The sequence below is a fragment of the Stenotrophomonas sp. Steno-Z4 genome, assembly GCF_056393145.1.
On the sequence record NZ_JBWJPC010000003.1, the window covers coordinates 15,272 to 30,805 of the forward strand.

The window sequence follows — 15,534 nt, forward strand, 5'->3', positions numbered from 1 at the left end:
TCATTTATTGCAGGCCTTCGGCCTTCAGCGCGGCCTGCACGCCGGTGTCGGCTTCCATCCGGGTCTTGAACGCAGCCAGGTTGTCCAGGCCGGTCAGGTCGACCTTGGCACCGGCTGCCCAGCGCAGGGTGATGTAGAAGTAGGCGTCGGCGTAGCTGCGGAAGCCGGCCAGCCAGGGCTTGTCGGCCAGCTGGCGGTTGGCGGTCTCGAACAGGCCGCGCAGGCGCTTGCGGGCGGCGTCGCGGATCGCGTCGTACTGGCTGTCATCGGCGATGAACTTGGCCGGTGCGAACAGCGGCGAGAACGCCGGGTGCACGTCCGAGTTGACGAAGGCCAGCCAGCGGTTGGCTTCAGCGCGTTGCTGCGGGCTGCCGTCGCCGCCCAGGCCGGCCTGCGGGTAGCTGTCGGCGATGTAGCCCATGATGGCCGCGTTCTGGGTCAGCACGAAGCTGCCGTCCACGATGGTCGGCACCGAGCCGGCCGGATTGATCGCAAGATAGGCCGGGGCCTTCAGGGTGTCCTTGTCGAGCAGTTCCACCTCGAACGGCTGGCCGGTCCACTGCAGGGCGATGTGGTCGGCGGTGGAGCAGGCACCGGGCTTGCTGTACAGCTTCATGGGAAACTCCGTCGGAATGCAGGAAAGGTAAGCGGCCCACTATTCCAGAGCCGGCCCCGCATCCTCAACGGTATGGCCGTAACAGATCGTTACGACGCGCGTGGCTTGAGTTTCTGCACGCGATAGAACGTGTGGTCGCCGATGGTGGCCACCTGGTAGGCATTGCGCCAGCTGGGGCTGGCGATGGACAGCGCGGCGAAGTGGCTGGCACCGGGCACGATTTCCTTGCGCTCGCCTTCCGGCAGCGCCCAGTTGCGCTCGGCATCAAAGGCCACCGTCATGGCTTCTTCCCACGCATCGGTGTTGCCCAGCTGGGTGCCCGGCGCCACGATGGTTGGTGCGAACTGCTTGCGTGCGGTGACCACCTTGCACATCGAATCGCCCCACAGCCCGCTGTCCAGCCGGCGCAGGGCCACTTCCGCAACGGCTTGCTGGCCGCGCAGGGTCTGGTCACGCGCTTCGAGGTAGACGGTCGTGCTCAAGCACAGCGAATCGGCGGCCGGCTGGGGCAACAACTGCGACAGCCAGAGAATCCAGGCCAGTTTCATAAATCTCCTTGCTCCGTATGGGCCGCACCTGGCTGTCCATCCGATCAACGCGATGGGGCGGGGTGTACGACTTGGCGTCATGGGGAGGCGGCCATCGGGGCCGCCCGGGAGCGGCACCCGAAAGACGTGGGGGCCGCGCGCTCACTCGAACTGGGTGGTGAGCGGGAAAGTTGGCGCACGATAGGGGGGGATTTCGCAACGCATCCTGAACCGAAAGGCTTGACATTCAGGTTCGGAAGGGGGCCATTTTCGCCCATTCAGGCAGTGCCGGCCGGCGGCCGGCACGCCGGTTACAGGCCTGCCGCCAGCCGGCTGCCCTGGTTGACCGCGCGCTTTGCATCCAGTTCCGCGGCCACATCGGCGCCGCCGATCAGGTGCGCATCCACGCCTGCGGCCAGCAGTGCGGCATGCAGGTCGCGGCGCGGTTCCTGGCCGGCGCAGACCACCACGTGGCTCACCGGCAGGGTCTGTTCCTGGCCATCGATGCGGATGCGCAGGCCGTCGTCGTCCACGCCCAGGTATTCCACGCCGCCCAGCATCTTCACGCCCTTTGCCTTGAGCGTGGCGCGGTGGATCCAGCCGGTGGTCTTGCCCAGCCGTGCGCCGGGCTTGCCCGGGCTGCGCTGCAGCAGCCAGACCTTGCGAGCGGGTGCCTCGGGCTGCGGCCGGGCCAGCGCGCCACGTGCCTCGAAGTTCGGGTCAACGCCCCATTCGGCCATCCAGCGGGCCGGGTCCAGCGCGGGGGAGGGGCCCTCGTGGACCAGGAACTCGCCCACGTCGAAGCCGATGCCACCGGCACCGATGATCGCCGCTTCCGCGCCAACCTCCACCCGGCCCAGCAGCACATCGAGATAGCTGACCACCTTGGGATGGTCGGCGCCGGGGAAATCGACCTGGCGCGGGGTGATGCCGGTGGCGACCACCACCGCATCGAAGCCGGCCAGCGTGGCGACGTCGGCCACGGTATCGAGCTTCACGTTCACGCCGGTTTCGTCCAGCTTGTGCCGGAAGTAGCGCAGCGTTTCGTGGAATTCTTCCTTGCCGGGAATGCGCTTGGCCACGTTGAACTGGCCGCCGATCTCGCTGCCGGCGTCGAACAGGGTGACCACATGCCCGCGTTCGGCGGCCACCGTGGCGCAGGCAAGGCCGGCCGGACCAGCACCGACCACCGCGACCTTCTTCGGGGCCGTGGTGGGGCGGTAGACCAGTTCGGTTTCGTGCACGGCGCGCGGGTTGACCAGGCAGCTGGCGGTCTTGTTCTCGAACACGTGGTCCAGGCACGCCTGATTGCAGGCAATGCAGGTGTTGATCGCGTGCGCACGGCCGGCGCGCGCCTTGTTGGCCCATTCCGGGTCGGCCAGCAGCGGCCGCGCCAGCGACACCATGTCCGCACCGCCGCCGGCCAGGATGTGTTCGGCCACGTCGGGCATGTTGATGCGGTTGGTGGCGATCACCGGCACGCGTACATGCGGCTTGAGCTTGGCGGTGACCCCGGCAAACGCCGCGCGCGGCACCGAGGTGGCGATGGTGGGCACGCGTGCTTCATGCCAGCCGATGCCGGAATTGATCAGGGTGGCGCCGGCCGCTTCAATGGCCTTGGCCTGCTGCACGATCTCATCCCAGTTGCTGCCGTCCTCCACCAGGTCCACCAGTGACAAACGGTAGATGATGATGAAATCCGGGCCGCACGCTTCGCGGATGCGGCGCACGATCTCCACCGCGAACTGCATGCGCCGGGTAGCGTCGCCGCCCCAGCGATCGCCGCGCAGGTTGGTGCGCGGGGCGATGAACTCGTTGATCAGGTAGCCCTCCGAGCCCATCACCTCCACACCGTCGTAGCCGGCTTCGCGGGCCAGCCGCGCGCTGCGCGCGTAATCGGCGATATGCCGTTCCACGCCACGTGCCGACAGCGCGCGCGGGGTAAACGGATTGATCGGCGCCTTCTTCTTCGACGGCGCCACCGACAGGGGGTGGTAGGCGTAACGGCCGGCGTGCAGCAGCTGCAGGCAGATCTTGCCGTCATGGCCGTGCACCGCCGCGGTGAGCTGGCGGTGCGGACCCACTTCCCACGGCCAGGACAGCTTGCCGCCGAACGGCTTGAGCCAGCCCACCACGTTGGGCGCATAGCCGCCGGTGACGATCAGCCCGACCCCACCCGCCGCGCGCTCGGCGAAGTACGCGGCCAGCCGCGGGAAGTCGCGCGCGCGGTCTTCCAGCCCGGTGTGCATGGACCCCATCAGGATGCGGTTGCGCAGGGTGGTGAAGTTCAGGTCGAGCGGGGCGAACAGGTGGGGGTAGGCGGGAGTTTCGGCGGCTGGCGACATGAAGATACGCTTGCGTACGGTAGGTGCGAAGGGTGCCGCGTATCGCCATTGCACGCAAGGGTCAGCGCAGGGCGGGCGCCGGCTCCGGTCTGCGCACACCAAACAGGGGCAGCGTGTAGCCGCACAGGGGGCCGATCAGCAGCGCGAAGGCAAGGGTGCCCAGGCCGACGTTGCCGCCCAGGTACCAGCCGATGACCAGCACGGTGCCCTCGATCAGGCTGCGTACCCGCCAGATCGGCCAGCCGGTGCGGGCATGCAGGCCGGTCATCAGGCCATCGCGCGGGCCCGGTCCGAAACGGGCACCGATGTAGAGGCCGGTGGCGACCGCCACCAGCAGCAGCCCCAGGGCAAACATCGGCACCTGCCACACCAGCCCGTGCACTTCCGGCAGCAGCCACAGGCCGAACTGCGCGCTGGGGCCGATCAGCAGCACGTTCAACACCGTGCCCAGTCCCGGCTTCTGCCGGATCGGCCACCACAGCAGCAGTACCAGCGCTCCGATCACGTTGGTGGCCACGCCGAACGACAGCGGCGTCTGCAGCGCGATGCCCTGGGAGAGCACATCCCAGGGCGCCACGCCGATCGCGGCGCGGATCATCACCGCCGCGCCCATCCCGTACAGGAACAGGCCGATCAGAAGTTGCAGCAGGCGCAGGGGGAGGGAGGTGGGCATGGCGGCGTCATCGACAGGGCGTTTGACTGTAGGGCGCGCGCTGCCGCGCCGACAGATACAGATGCAGGCGAAAGCGCGCACACACCGCGCGCGCCGACGCTCACTCCCAGCCGGACAGCACCAGCTTGCCGGTAACCCCGCCGCCTTCCAGCAGGCGATGGGCTTCGCGCAGGTTGGCCGCATTGATGCTGCCCAACGAGGTATGCGCGGTGCTGCGCAGTTCACCGGCATCGACCAGGCTGGCCACCCGGCTGAGGATGCGGTGCTGTTCCACCATGTCGGCGGTCTGGAATCGCGATCGGGCGAACATGAATTCCCAATGGATGCCGATGCACTTGGCCTTGTAGGGATCGCCGATGCGGAGCGGGCCACGCGGTTCCACGATGAGGCCGACATGCCCCTGCGGCGCCAGCAGCTCGCCCAGCACCTCCCAGTAGTGGTCGGTGTCGGCCAGGTTCAGCGCCACCTCCACCTGCGCAATGCCCAGCGCCTGCAGCTGCGCCGGCAGCGGCTGGCGGTGATCGACCACATGGTCGGCGCCCATCCGGCGACACCATTCGGCCGAGTCGTCACGCGATGCGGTGGCCACCACGGTGAAGCCGGCATGGCGTGCCAGTTGAATCGCGATGGAACCGACACCGCCTGCACCGCCGATGACCAGCAGGGTCTGGCCAACGTGGCGGCGATCATCGAAATGCAGCGGCATGCGCTCGAACAGCAGTTCCCATGCGGTCAACACGGTCAGTGGCAGCGCTGCGGCTTCAGCGAAATCCAGCGTGGTCGGCTTGCGTCCCACCAAGCGCTCATCCACCCACTGCCACTGCGCATTGCTGCCGGGTCGCGTTACGTCGCCGGCGTAATACACCTCATCGCCCGGAGCGAACGCGGTCACGTGCGCACCCACGGCCTCAACGGTGCCCGAAGCGTCAAATCCCAGAACGCGCGGTGGCGACACGTCACCGGCGCGCGGCGCGCGCTGCTTGGTGTCGACCGGATTCACCGAGACGGCGTGAACGCGCACCAGAACGTCATGCCCCTGGGGCGCGCCGGGTTCAGGTAACGCGAGGTCAAGAAGCGAATCGACGTGGTCGATGGGCAGGTACCGAGAGAGGCCTACGGCTTTCATGGCAGCTCCTGTGGAGATGAACAACGTCATCATAAGGTCGCTTTTGAACCTGTTTGCGAGCTGAATCGCCAGCCTGCGACAAACTGCATCAAATACTGTGGCGAGCCTTTGAAAACTCTGGGAAAGTCCTGAAAAGCCTTGCCATTGTTGGGTCTTGCGGAAGTTCACCAACCTGTATAGGGTGCCACCAGCTGGACCCGGAGGAGGTCTGGTCGCTGATTTCACATGTTACGTGACCGTTAACATCGCCTTCACTCCCCTGAGCATAATGTTCGCGGCGGTGGCGTGCTGAATCGGCAGTCTTAAACGACGCAGTAGTGCTGGCCCATGCCTCTACCGGTTTCATACCCCCGAAATAGGAGCTGTATTACATGAACAAGAAGATCCTCACTGCCGCGCTGCTGGGCGGCCTGGCGTTTGCCCAGGCAGCCTCCGCGCAGGATTTTGATGACCGCTGGTACCTGACCGGTTCGGCCGGCTTCAACTTCCAGGATAGCGACCGTACGACCAACGACGCTCCGTTCGTTACCCTGGGTCTTGGCAAGTTCATCAGCCCCAACTGGTCGCTGGACGGCGAGCTGAACTATCAGAACCCGAACTTCGACGACAACCAGGACCTGAACTGGAGCCAGTACGGCGCCTCGGTCGACCTGCGCCGCCACTTCATCTCCGAAGGCCGTGGCTGGAACCCGTACCTGCTGATGGGTCTGGGATACCAGAAGTCGGAAGAAGAGTTCTCGCGCCTGAACGATCGTCCGGGTGACCGCAAGGACGGCAACTTCGCCGCCAAGGTCGGCGTCGGCCTGCAGACCACCTTCGAAAAGCGCGTTGCAGTCCGCGCCGAAGTGGCCTACCGCGGTGACTTCGACGACAAGAGCATTGCCGCTGCGGACGAAAGCTGGTTCGGCGACGTGCTGGCCTCGGTCGGCGTCGTGATCCCGCTGGGCCCGCCGCCGGTTGCTGCCGTTGTTGCCCCGCCGCCGGTTGCCCCGAGCTGCGCAGACCTGGATGACGACGGTGACGGCGTCAACAACTGCGACGACAAGTGCCCGAACTCGCAGCCGGGTCAGACCATCGGTCCGGACGGTTGCCCGGTGCCGGTCTCCATCGACCTGAAGGGCGTCAACTTCGACTTCGACAAGTCGAACCTGCGTCCGGACGCCGTGGCGATCCTCTCCGAAGCTACCCAGATCCTGGTGCGTTACCCGGACATCCGCGTCGAAGTGGCTGGCCACACCGACCTGTGCGGCAAGGATGACTACAACCAGAAGCTGTCCGAGCGTCGTGCGACCGCCGTGTACAACTATCTGACCCAGAACGGCGTGGCTGCCAGCCGTCTGGCCGGTCCGATCGGTTATGGCGAGAGCCGTCCGCTGGAGCAGACCCCGCAGACCTTCCCGGCCTGCAAGAGCGAGAAGAACCGTCGTACCGAGCTGAACGTCCAGAACTAATCGTTCGGGAACATCAGCTTCAGGAAAGGGCCCGGCATTGCCGGGCCCTTTTTTTTGCCTTGTTTGCCAGGAATCAACAATAAATCCAACAAGTTGCCGTATTCATTGAATGTGGGATCTTGAAAGGCGTTGTGGCGCTGTTAAACTCGGTGCGTCACCCTCTTTCCTGGATGCATCCCATGCTGCGTATCGCACTGGCCGCCGCACTCGGCCTGGCCCTGGTTCCCACCGCTTACGCAGCCGTGGATTGCTCCGCTTCGGCCACCAGCGTCAAGCCGCTGCCGTTGCCGGCCACCGCGATCGCCCCGGTGGCGTCCGAGCTGTACATCCGCAACGTGCAGCTGGGCATGCCCGCCGGCGTGCTGACCTCCAACTTCGACCAGCAGCAGTCGCTCGACCGCGTGCTGCAGCGCCTTCGCATCGATGGCTGCCAGAACATCGCCAAGGCGATGCCGGGCGCGCCTGCGATCAAGCCGAACGATCCGGCCGCCTACAAGCCGCAGACCGAGTTCGACAACACGCCGTGGCGCTTCGACATGAGCCAGAACGGCAAGCGCATGACCGCCGATGAGTTCGACGCCTGGATGAAGTCGCGCGGCGTGCGCGTGGTCAAGCCGCGTGCGGCCGCCGCCGCTGCACCCGCACCCGCACCGGCCGCCGAAGCACCGGCTGAGACCAAGCCGGGCGGCAAGAAGTAAGCAACGCGCGCGGCGCCCGATGCGTAACCGTCGCCCTCCCGCCGCGCCCACCGCTCGACCACGCCGCGATCCGCGGCGTGCGTCCGCCCCCGCCAGACCTGCAGGCCAGCCCAGCGATGCGCCACGCCACGGGTTGGCGCGCGTGCTGTCCAAGGCAGGGCTGTGCTCGCGCACCGAAGCGGCGCGCTGGATCGGCGAGGGCCGGGTGACGGTCGATGGGCGCACCATCAACAATCCTGACTTCCCGATCATTGACGGCCGTCACGTGGTGCGTGTCGATGGCCAGCCGTTGGATGCACCGCGCCGCCTGCACATCGTGCTCAACAAGCCGCGCGGCCTGGTCACCACCGCGCAGGACGAGCAGGGCCGCGACACCGTGTACCGCTGCTTCGACGGGGCGGGGCTGCCGTGGCTGGCGCCGGTCGGGCGGCTGGACAAGGCCAGTGAAGGCCTGCTGCTGTTCAGCAACGACCCGCAGTGGGCTGCGCGGCTGACCGACCCCAGCACCGGGCCGGACAAGACCTACCACGTCCAGATCGATGCCATTCCCGATGCCGCGCAGCTGGCTGCGCTGTGCAGCGGCGTGGACGACGACGGCGAATTCCTGCGCGCCCGCCAGGCACGCCTGGTGCGCAGTGGCGACAAGACCGCCTGGCTGGAAGTGGTACTGGAAGAAGGCCGCAACCGCCATATCCGCCGCCTGCTGGCGGCCTTCGACATCAACGTGCTGCGGCTGGTGCGCGTAGGCATCGGCCGGCTGCCGCTGGGCACGCTGGCCAAGGGTGCCTGGCGCGAACTGGAGCCGCACGAGCTGGACCTGCTGACCGCCACGGCCGATGTTGCCGTGGCCGATACCTGAGATTGGGCAAGGGATGGCCTGCGACCGAGATTTCGTCACCTACCGGGAGAATGCCATGTACGCCCACCCCCTGACCCGTTCCCTGCTGCGCAGCGCCTGGCTGCTGCTGCCTGCCGCGCTGCTCAGCGCCTGCGGCGGCCATAAGGAGGTGGCCAAGGCCACGCCGCCGCCGGTGACCGACAAGATCGTGGAGATCCAGCCCACCGAACGCGATGGGCGGGGCGCCTATCGCTTCCACATGAGCAACGGCGAAAAGCGCATGAGCGCCGACGAGTTCGATGCGTGGATGAAGGCCAACGGCATCCGGGTCGCCAAGGGCAACCCGAATGCAACGCCGGCGGCCAAGCCGGTGGTGGTGGCCAGCAAGGAAGACGCGAAGGGCAAGAAGAAAAAGAAATGACGCGCGATGCGCGTCAGCCCTTGATCACGCCCAGCTCCAGGCCGATCCGGGTGAACGCATCAATCGCCCGGTCCAGGTGTGCGCGGGTGTGCGCGGCGCTGATCTGGGTGCGGATGCGGGCCTGGCCCTTGGGCACGACCGGGAAGAAGAAACCGATCGCATAGATGCCTTCCTCGAGCAGGCGCTCGGCGAACTTCTGCGCCAGCGGCGCGTCATACAGCATCACCGGGCTGATCGGGTGCACGCCGGGCTTCACGTCGAAGCCGGCGGCGGTCATCTTCTGGCGGAAGTAGGCGGTGTTGTCGGCCAGCGTGGTGCGCAGGTCGTCGGCAGCGGCCAGCATGTCGAACGCCTTGATCCCGGCGGCGACCACGTGCGGCGGCAGCGAGTTGGAGAACAGGTACGGGCGCGAACGCTGGCGCAGGAGCTCGATCACTTCGGCGCTGGCGGTGGTGAAGCCGCCCAGCGCGCCGCCCATGGCCTTGCCCAGGGTGCCGGTGATGATGTCGATCTTCTCCAGCACGCCCTTGACCTCGGCCGAGCCGCGGCCGGTAGCGCCCAGGAAGCCGGTGGCGTGGCACTCGTCGATGTGCACCAGCGCGTTGTACTTCTTCGCCAGCGCGGTGATCTCATCGAGCGGGGCAATGAAGCCGTCCATCGAGAACACGCCGTCGGTGGTGATCAGCTTGGTGCGGCAGCCAGCCGCATCGGCCGCCTGCAGCTGGGCTTCCAGGTCGGCCATGTCGCAGTTGGCGTAGCGGAAGCGCTTGGCCTTGCACAGGCGCACGCCGTCGATGATCGAGGCATGGTTGAGCGCATCGGAGATGATCGCGTCATTCTCGCCCAGCAGCGGCTCGAACAGGCCGCCGTTGGCGTCGAAGCAGGCCGCGTACAGGATGGTGTCCTGCTTGCCGAAGAAGCCGGCGATCTGCTGCTCCAGCTGCTTGTGCAGGTCCTGGGTGCCGCAGATGAAGCGCACCGAGGCCATGCCGAAGCCGTGGCTGTCCAGCGCGTCCTTGGCCGCCTGGATCAGGTCCGGGTGGTCGGCCAGGCCCAGATAGTTGTTGGCGCAGAAGTTCAGCACCGTGCGGCCGTCGTCCAGGGTGATCTCGGCCGACTGGGGGCTGGTGATGACGCGCTCGGACTTGAACAGGCCCTGGGCGCGGATCGCCTCCAGTTCTTCAACATAGTGCTGGGTGAGCGGGGCGGTCGGGGCGTCGGTCATGGCAGGCGGTCATCGGCACGGGGAAAACCGGGATTTTACAGCCCACCGCAGGAAACGGTTGCAGATGGGATTGTTGCATCGCAATATCAATCAGGTTAAGAATCCGTAAACACGCGCTGCATCCACCCCACGTCCCGGAGAGACCCCGCATGAACCACGCCACGCGCTGTACTGCCGCCGCTGTGCTCTGCGCCGCCTTGCTTGCCCCGTTTGCCGCCAGTGCCCAGGACGAGGCCGAATCGCCGTTCAGCTGGAACGTCACCGGCGTGTCCGATTACGTGTTCCGCGGTGTCTCCCAGACCGACGAAGACCCGACCGTGCAGGCCGGCTTCACCTACACCTCGCCGGTCGGCCTGTACGCCGGTGTGTGGGGTTCGGGCGTGGACTTCGGCGACGGCGGCCCGGATGCCGAAGTCGATTACTTCATCGGCTACGGCGTGGACGTCACCGACAGCGTCAACTTCGACGTGATGCTCAACCACTACAGTTACCCCGGCTCCAGCGAACTGGCGTACACCGAGCTGATCACCAAGACCAGCTTCGCCGAGCACTACAACGTGACCGTGGCCTACACCAACGATGTCTGGAACACCGACACCGATGGCTGGTACTTCGCCGCAGGCACCGAATGGGCGCTGCCGAACGAGTTCAACCTGACCGCCAACGTCGGCCGCAGCACGTTCGAAGACGGTGTTGCCAAGGACTACACCGACTGGAACATCGGCGTGAACCGCACCTGGGGCCTGTTCACCCTGGGCCTGGGCTACTACGGCACGGACGGCAACGGGCGCGACAATTCCGGCAAGCTCGCCGACAACCGCGTGGTGCTCACGGTCGCCATCGGGCAATAACGCGCGTTTGGCCGGCAAAGAAAAAGGCACCCGTTGGGTGCCTTTTTCGTACCGACCAACGGTCGGCACCTACCGCAATTTTCGTACCGACCAACGGTCGGTACCTACCGCAATTTTCGTACCGACCAACGGTCGGCACCTACCGCGATCTGGTAGGTCACGACCGTTGGTCGTGACCTCCCGGCATCAGTTCCAGCTCAGGACCACCTTGCCGGCCTTGCCCTGTTCCATCAGGTCAAAACCCTTCTGGAATTCGTCGATCGGCAGCTGGTGGGTCATCACCTTGCCGAGCGGGAAGCCGGACAGCACCAGCTGGGTCATCTTGTACCAGGTCTCGTACATCTTGCGGCCGTAGATGCCCTGCACGGTCAGGCCCTTGAAGATGATCTTGTCCCAGTCGCAGCCGGCGCCCTTGGGCATGATGCCGAGCATGGCGATCTTGCCGCCGTGGTACATGCAGTCGAGCATGTCGTTGAACGCGCGCGGGTTGCCGCTCATTTCCAGGCCCACGTCGAAGCCCTCCATGTGCAGTTCCTTCATCACGTCCTTCAGCGAGGTGTTGGCCACGTTGACCACGCGGGTGGCGCCCATGTCGGCGGCCAGCTTCAGGCGGAAGTCGTTGACGTCGGTCACCACCACGTTGCGGGCACCGATGTGCTTGCAGATGCCGGCGGCGATGATCCCGATCGGGCCCGCACCGGTGATCAGCACGTCTTCGCCGATCACGTCGAATTCCAGCGCGCAGTGCGCGGCATTGCCGTACGGGTCGAAGAAGGCGGCCAGCTCGGACGGGATCTGGTCGGGGATCGGCCACAGGTTGCTGGCCGGCATCACCATGTATTCGGCAAAGGCGCCGTTGACGTTCACGCCGATGCCCACGGTATTCGGGCACAGGTGCGGGCGGCCGCCGCGGCAGTTGCGGCAGTGGCCGCACACGATGTGGCCTTCGGCCGACACGCGCTGGCCGATCTCGTAGCCGGTCACGCCCGGGCCGATCTCGGCGATCCGCCCGACGAACTCATGGCCGATGGTCAGGCCTGGCTTGATCGTGCGCTGGCTCCACTCGTCCCACAGGTAGATGTGCAGGTCGGTACCGCAGATGGCGGTCTTCTCCAGCTTGATCAGGACCTCGTTCGGGCCCGGCACCGGCACCGGCACTTCTTCGAGCCAGATGCCCTTGGCGGCTTCACGCTTGACCAGGGCCTTCATTGTTTGCTGCGCCATCGGGGTGGAACTCGTCTGGGGGAAAGGCGGAATTATAGGGCCGGCAGGGGCTTGGGCATGTTGCGGTGCGGTCCGTGACTTTCGGCCGACAGGGCAGGCGGGGGACCCGGCTACAATCGGCGGTTCTTTCACCAGGGGCCGCCCATGCGCTCGAACCTGCTTGCCTTCTCCGTCGTCGCCAGCCTTGCGCTGGTCCAGGCCGCCCATGCCGCTGAGGGCATGTGGGTGCCGCAACAGCTGCCGGAGATCGCCGGGCCGCTCAAGCAGGCGGGCCTGAAGCTGTCCCCGGAACAGATTTCCGACCTGACCGGCGACCCGATGGGCGCGGTGGTCGCGCTGGGCGGCTGCACCGCCAGCTTCGTGTCCCCGCAGGGCCTGGTGGTGACCAACCACCATTGCGCCTACGGTGCGATCCAGCTCAATTCCACCGCCGAGAAGAACCTGATCAAGGACGGCTTCAACGCGCCGACCCTGAAGGATGAGCTGAGCGCCGGCCCGAACGCGCGCGTGTTCGTGCTCGACCAGATCACCGATGTCACCGACCAGGCCAAGGCCGCCATCGCCGCCGCCGGCAAGGATCCGCTGGCCCGCACCCGCGCGCTGGAAGCCTTCGACAAGGCGCAGACCGCCGCCTGCGAAGCCGATGCTGGCTTCCGCTGCCGCCTGTACAGCTTCTCCGGCGGCAACACCTACCGCCTGTTCCGCAACATGGAAATCAAGGACGTGCGCCTGGTCTACGCGCCCCCGGGCAGCGTCGGCAAGTTCGGCGGCGACGTCGACAACTGGATGTGGCCGCGCCACACCGGTGACTTCTCCTTCTACCGCGCCTACGTCGGCAAGGATGGCAAGCCGGCGGCGTTCTCGGCCGACAACGTGCCGTACCAGCCCAAGCACTTCCTGAAATTCGCCGACCAGCCGCTGGGCGCCGACGACTTCGTGATGGTCGCCGGCTACCCGGGCCGCACCAACCGCTACGCACTGGCTGCGGAATTCAACGAAACCGCCAGCTTCACCTACCCGACCATTGCCCGCCACTACAACGCAGTGCTGGACCTGATCGCCAAGGCCGGCAAGGCCGATCCGGACGTGAAGGTGAAATACGCCGCCACCGCCGCCAGCATGAACAACGTGGCCAAGAACTACGTGGGCCAGCTGGAAGGCTTCAAGCGCATCGACGCGGCGGGCCAGAAGCAGGCCGAAGAGGCTGCGGTGCTGGCCTGGTTGAAGAAGCAGGGCGCTGCCGGCAAGCCGGCGCTGGCCGCGCACGCGCAGCTGGTCAAGCACCTCGATACCAGCAAGAGCACCCGCGAGCGCGATCTGTTCGTGGGCCAGTTCAACAACACCTCCGCCGTCGGCGCCGCGCTGGCCCTGTACCGCCTGTCGATCGAGCGCGCCAAGCCCGACGCGCAGCGCGAAGCCGGTTACCAGGAACGCGACCTGCCGACCATCGAAGGCAGCCTGCGCCAGATGGACCGCCGTTACGTGGCGGGCATGGACCAGCAGCTGCAGCAGTACTGGCTGAACCAGTACGTGGCCCTGCCGCCGGCCCAGCGCACCAATGAGGTACTGAACCAGTGGCTGGCCGGCAGTGACGCCGCCGCCGTCGACGGCCTGGTCAGGAAACTGTCCGGCACGAAGCTGGGCAGCCTGGACGAACGCCTGACCTGGTTCAAGGCCGACCGCGCCGCCTTCGAAGCCAGCACAGACCCGGTCATCCAGTACGCCGTGGCGACCATGCCGGCCCTGCTGCAGCAGGAAGAGCAGAAGAAGACCCGTGAAGGCGAATCGCTGCTGGCCCGCCCGGCCTACCTGCAGGCCGTGGCCGACTACAAGAAGAGCAAGGGCGAATTCGTCTACCCGGACGCCAACCTGTCGCTGCGCATCACCTTCGGCAACGTCATGGGCTACGGCAAGGACGGGGTGAACTACACGCCGTTCACCACCCTGGAAGGCGTGGCGGCCAAGGAAACCGGCGAAGATCCGTTCGATTCGCCCAAGGCCCTGCTGGATGCGGTCAAGGCCAAGCGCTACGGCGGGCTGGAAGACAAGCGGATCGGCTCGGTGCCGGTCAATTTCCTCTCCAACCTGGACATCACCGGCGGCAACTCCGGTTCGCCGGTGCTGGATGCGCACGGCAAGCTGGTCGGCCTGGCCTTCGACGGCAACTGGGAATCGGTCAGCTCCAACTGGGTGTTCGACCCGGTGATGACCCGCATGATTGCGGTGGACAGCCGCTACATGCAGTGGATCATGCAGGAAGTGGCTCCGGCCCCGCAGCTGCTCAAAGAACTGAACCTCACGGCCAGGTAACGCAAGGGACGGCGCAGCCGGCCCTGACGTCGCTTGTCGACGGCCCGAAGGGTGCCCACCCCGGTGGGCATACCGTTGGTCGTTACACCGGTAAAAAAACCCCGCGGCAATGCCGCGGGGTTTTTTGCGTGCTGGATCAAACGCGGCTGCCGGTGAATCGAGCGCCGGGGCGGCATACCCTTTCCGGCGAATGTCCCCCGGCGTCGGCCGGAGGCCGACACCTCCTCCTTTACTTCGCCTCCAAGGGTATGCCGCCCCGGCACTCGATCCACCGGCGTTGCTCCCCGACATCCGCTTTTCCCTGCCAACCGCAAGCCGAGCCCCGTCGCGGCCGGCAGGTCCCTGGCAAATTAAAGGAGGAGGTGTCGGCCTCCGGCCGACGCCGGGGGACATTTGCACAGGGGCCTGCCGGCCGCGGCGGGGCCCTCAACGCTCGCGATGAACCTGATCGAAGACGGAGGAAGAACCGTTTGCTCGGCAAGGTATGATGGCCGCTCCCCCCGATCATTCACATCACGTGAACGATTGCGACTGTTCTCCTCTCCCCCAAGGACCTCTAGTTCGCATGCGCATCCTGCTTGCCCGCCACGGCGAAACCCCCTGGAATGCCGAAGGCCGTTACCAGGGCCAGATCGATATCCCGTTGTCGCCGATCGGCGAAGCCCAGGCCCAGGCCCTGGGTGAACGCCTGAAGTCGGTGGACATCACCCGTGCCGTCGCCTCGCCGCTGTCGCGGGCGCAGCGCACCGCGCAGCTGGCCCTCGGTCCCGAGCGCGCCGGCATGCTGCTGACCGAGCCGGAACTGCAGGAAATCGCCCACGGTGAGTGGGAAGGCCTGCTGGCCAGCGAAATCAATGAAAAAGACCCCTCACGCCTGCAGGCCTGGCGCGACGAGCCCGATACGGTGCTCATGCCAGGCGGCGAATCGCTGCGGCTGGTGCTGGACCGCAGCTGGCGCGGCCTGGCCCGCGCCGCCGAAGGGCTGGGCGAGCACGACACGCTGTTGGTCGTGGCCCACGACGCGGTCAACCGGGTGATCCTGTGCCGGATCCTGGGCCTGCCGCTGTCGCGGCTGTGGACCTTCCGCCAGGCACCGACCACGCTCAACCTGCTCGAAGGCGCCGACCTGGACAGCCTGGAAGTCGTGCGCCTGAACGACTGCGCGCACCACACGCCGTTCTTTGGTGAGGCGAAGCATCGGGCGTTGTGAGTTTTTTGGGTTGCCGACT

Annotated in this window: 14 protein-coding genes; 7 read left to right on the forward strand and 7 right to left on the reverse strand. The window is 66.4% G+C overall.

Going from position 1 to position 15,534, the window contains the following annotated elements; genetic code table 11:
* Positions 1–4 precede the first annotated feature (4 nt).
* The 5 genes from AC06E7_RS08760 to AC06E7_RS08780 all read right to left on the reverse strand — a co-directional run bounded on the left by AC06E7_RS08760 (position 5) and on the right by AC06E7_RS08780 (position 5,287).
* Entirely contained in the window at positions 5–616 is a 612-nt protein-coding gene (locus AC06E7_RS08760) for a glutathione S-transferase N-terminal domain-containing protein (RefSeq protein ID WP_093534601.1), read from the reverse strand.
* A gap of 89 nt (positions 617–705) precedes the next feature.
* Positions 706–1,164 (reverse strand): cell wall hydrolase, encoded by a 459-nt coding sequence (locus AC06E7_RS08765; protein ID WP_068849509.1) that lies wholly within the window; start codon positions 1,162–1,164, stop codon positions 706–708.
* Between the two features lie 290 nt (positions 1,165–1,454).
* Complete coding sequence (locus AC06E7_RS08770; protein WP_478064210.1) at positions 1,455–3,488, reverse strand: 2,4-dienoyl-CoA reductase FMN-binding domain-containing protein; 2,034 nt, start codon at positions 3,486–3,488, stop codon at positions 1,455–1,457.
* 61 nt (positions 3,489–3,549) lie between these two features.
* Positions 3,550–4,161: a membrane protein YczE gene (gene yczE / locus AC06E7_RS08775; RefSeq protein ID WP_478064212.1), complete on the reverse strand. Its 612-nt coding sequence runs from the start codon at positions 4,159–4,161 to the stop codon at positions 3,550–3,552.
* A 100-nt stretch (positions 4,162–4,261) separates the two neighbouring features.
* The gene (locus AC06E7_RS08780) at positions 4,262–5,287 is read right to left on the reverse strand and encodes a zinc-binding alcohol dehydrogenase family protein (protein ID WP_426805782.1); all 1,026 of its coding nucleotides are present in this window, start codon (positions 5,285–5,287) and stop codon (positions 4,262–4,264) included.
* A 371-nt stretch (positions 5,288–5,658) separates the two neighbouring features.
* Between AC06E7_RS08780 and AC06E7_RS08785 the strand changes: the two genes are divergently transcribed.
* From AC06E7_RS08785 to AC06E7_RS08800, 4 genes are all read left to right on the forward strand, one after another.
* Positions 5,659–6,738, forward strand: a complete 1,080-nt coding sequence (locus tag AC06E7_RS08785; protein ID WP_068849517.1) for an OmpA family protein — start codon at positions 5,659–5,661, stop codon at positions 6,736–6,738.
* 179 nt (positions 6,739–6,917) lie between these two features.
* Entirely contained in the window at positions 6,918–7,436 is a 519-nt protein-coding gene (locus AC06E7_RS08790; RefSeq protein ID WP_068849519.1) for a hypothetical protein, read from the forward strand.
* Between the two features lie 19 nt (positions 7,437–7,455).
* Entirely contained in the window at positions 7,456–8,295 is an 840-nt protein-coding gene (locus tag AC06E7_RS08795; protein ID WP_478064215.1) for a pseudouridine synthase, read from the forward strand.
* A 55-nt stretch (positions 8,296–8,350) separates the two neighbouring features.
* The gene (locus tag AC06E7_RS08800) at positions 8,351–8,695 is read left to right on the forward strand and encodes a hypothetical protein (RefSeq protein WP_095364542.1); all 345 of its coding nucleotides are present in this window, start codon (positions 8,351–8,353) and stop codon (positions 8,693–8,695) included.
* 13 nt (positions 8,696–8,708) lie between these two features.
* On the opposite strand, the gene kbl is transcribed toward AC06E7_RS08800, so the two are convergent.
* On the reverse strand, positions 8,709–9,920 hold the full coding sequence (gene kbl, locus AC06E7_RS08805; RefSeq protein WP_068849526.1) for a glycine C-acetyltransferase: 1,212 nt from the start codon (positions 9,918–9,920) through the stop codon (positions 8,709–8,711).
* Between the two features lie 149 nt (positions 9,921–10,069).
* Between kbl and AC06E7_RS08810 the strand changes: the two genes are divergently transcribed.
* The gene (locus AC06E7_RS08810) at positions 10,070–10,771 is read left to right on the forward strand and encodes a TorF family putative porin (RefSeq protein WP_478064218.1); all 702 of its coding nucleotides are present in this window, start codon (positions 10,070–10,072) and stop codon (positions 10,769–10,771) included.
* Positions 10,772–10,957: 186 nt separating this feature from the next.
* Here AC06E7_RS08810 and tdh read toward each other — a convergent pair whose 3' ends face one another.
* Positions 10,958–11,980 carry an L-threonine 3-dehydrogenase gene (tdh, locus tag AC06E7_RS08815; protein WP_210131951.1) on the reverse strand — a complete coding sequence of 341 codons (1,023 nt, stop codon included), beginning with the start codon at positions 11,978–11,980 and terminating at the stop codon, positions 10,958–10,960.
* Positions 11,981–12,139: 159 nt separating this feature from the next.
* Between tdh and AC06E7_RS08820 the strand changes: the two genes are divergently transcribed.
* On the forward strand, positions 12,140–14,305 hold the full coding sequence (locus tag AC06E7_RS08820; RefSeq protein ID WP_478064219.1) for a S46 family peptidase: 2,166 nt from the start codon (positions 12,140–12,142) through the stop codon (positions 14,303–14,305).
* A gap of 565 nt (positions 14,306–14,870) precedes the next feature.
* The gene (locus AC06E7_RS08825) at positions 14,871–15,515 is read left to right on the forward strand and encodes a histidine phosphatase family protein (protein WP_184124939.1); all 645 of its coding nucleotides are present in this window, start codon (positions 14,871–14,873) and stop codon (positions 15,513–15,515) included.
* Positions 15,516–15,534 lie beyond the last annotated feature (19 nt).